Consider the following 2,571-nt stretch of genomic DNA (forward strand, 5'->3'; position numbering starts at 1 on the left):
AGAAAAGCTTTTTAAGTTGAGCTTTAGTAACGGAATGCTCGCATGTCGCAAAGCTATGCTTATACACGGTTAGTTCCTGTAAGCCACTTCCAAAGCGGGAGAAATTGAACACGCCCGGTTATGCCGAACCAGCTTACTTCTTCTTCGCTTTCGTAATCCCCGGTTAATACTATGAGATTGGTGCATTTTAGTTCCTTGCTTCCTTTCAGTAGAGCCCTAACTTCCCTCTCTTTCGTCCTGTTTTCGGTTACGTCAGCACTTACCTGCATCAATGCCGCTATTTTTCCGTGTTTTACAATAACAAAGTCTATCTCTTCCTGTTGCACGTTTTTCCAGTAATAGAATTCAAAGGCATCTTCGGAAGCTCTTCTCTTGAGTTCTATTGCAACAAGGTTTTCGTACAAGCGGCCCTTTTCTTCAGTAGTCTTGAATCCTTTTGCATATACAAAGCCATTATCTATGCAATAAATCTTTTTGTTTGTAGTTATCTGTTCCTTTACCTTTGCCGAATAACGTTTCACTTCGAAGAAGATGAATGCCTCGCTCAGATAGCTTATATACTTTTTTGCTGTATGTTGACTGTCCAATCCAGTCATCTTTACGAGGTTATTGTAGGAGAATTCTTTTGCGGAGTTTGATATAAGATAAATTGCCAACTCCTCAATTACATTGGATTTTCTTATCCTGTACCGTTTTACTATGTCCTTGTATAGTATCGAGTCAAAAAGTGTAGAGAGATATTCCCTGTAATCAAGACTTTTGACTAACGGTTCGGGATAGCCGCCGTATTTTGCATATTCCGAAAACTTGTTTTTAAGCTCGGCGGTTGTAAGCTCACGTTTATCATATGTAATAAATTCCCTTAATGAAAGTGGCAGTATGCTTGTAGCTATATGCCTTCCAGTAAGGTGTGTTGAAAGTTCGCCGCTCAGCAGATTAGAATTGCTTCCTGTTATTACAATGTTGTAACCCTGCCTCTGCAATCTGTTTATGAACAGTTCCCAATTTGGAAGGTTTTGTATCTCATCTAAAAGAAACAGTCCAGGTTTATCGTATAAAGAATTCATTTCTGTAACTATTTCGTTGTAGTCGGAAGCGTTTGCAAGTACTTCATCGTCAAAATTTGCATATGCGAATTTGCCATTGTTAGTTAACTCGTGCATCACAAAAAAATATTTGCCTGCCCTCCTGGGACCGGTTATGACTTTAATCATGTCACTTTTAATCCCGCTTATTTTTATAATCCTTTTTATGTAAGGCTGGCTCGATTTGTTGTTTAGTTCTTCTTTTTGAAGTATTAACGTGTCACGTATTGCAGATAACATAAGCATTACAATAATTATAATGCCTAAAAGTATATAAAATCTTGCACTATACCTATGGCGATTATATCCCGTTAGACAAATAATAATTGCTCTCAGAAGAATATTGTTGAAAGTTCCATAATTTCTAGCTAATAAACATTCATGCTTCGTGCTTCATTGGCTTTATCCATCAATTTATCATTGTATGGGGTATCGGGCAATGAATCATTGAGCATCATCTCTGTTCCTGTATCTATCAGTTTCAGAATCCTGTTTTTTGTCATTCCGGGTTTCTTGAATGGTTTCCTGTACTTTCCAAATACAGATGGAATATCCTGTTTTCCGAAGACAATCTTAACATATTCAGGGTTGTCCATGTTCTGGAATATTGCTAAGGATACACCGCTCTGTGCAAGAATGTTTCCTGTAGCAATGTTACCACACCTCTTTCTCACATTTCTGCGTAGTTTTCTAAAGAACTGTTCCATATTGTTGTTTGTCCCCGGTATGGTGTGTTCTGGATTATTGGCAAACAGCATGGCCTTTCTTTCGTGATACCTTGTAATTATATGCTTTGCAGCAGTGAACATATGATTAGGGATATTCGTGTGAAGGTATATTTCCATCTCACCTGTCACAATATCACACTTTTCCTGAATTGAATCATCATCCTCTATAATATCTGAAAGATTGCCTTTCTCAGGCATGCGGAATGCATTCCTGATCTTCTGGAAGAGCATGTTTATATCTGAGAGTTTACTGGCAGTTTCCACAATCTTATTGTTTTTTGTTATGCATTCGATCTTATTTATTGCAGTACTGAGAAACTTTAAGGAATCCCCATCCTTTATGATCCCTGAAAGATCATTGAGTTTCTTTTCTGCCTCCCTGCATGAGAGATAGAAGTTCAGGTGTGAGAGTGAGAAGGGAAAGCCATATCCAGAACTTCCATTAACAGAGAGAATGGATTCAAGTATCTTCCTTACTGACATGGCTTCCATGCCTTTACGGTCTGTACAGAATCCCTGCTCCACCTCATACAGGGTAGACTGGTTATATGCTGGAATTGACCTGAGCAATGACTTCAATGGTGATTTTATACCTATTTTATTGATCATTATGCCAAGATCTGTATGCATATCACTCAGGAGGTCCTTTCCAAGGTCACGGAGGAAGTGCATTAAGCATATCCTTATGGGAATTTCAGGAAATACATGTTCAAGTGCTTCCAGTATTCCTGCACGCATATCTGATATTGCCCCTGAAG

Annotated in this window: 1 protein-coding gene and 1 pseudogene; both read right to left on the reverse strand. The window is 38.5% G+C overall.

From position 1 onward, the window contains the following. Positions 1-59: 59 nt before the first annotated feature. A complete protein-coding gene (locus AMDU4_RS11335) occupies positions 60-1,214 on the reverse strand; it encodes an AAA family ATPase (protein ID WP_290705193.1) in 1,155 nt (384 codons plus the stop codon). Between the two features lie 239 nt (positions 1,215-1,453). After that, positions 1,454-2,571: pseudogene (locus AMDU4_RS11340) on the reverse strand (hypothetical protein); the annotation flags it as partial.

The organism is Ferroplasma sp. Type II, assembly GCF_000496155.1.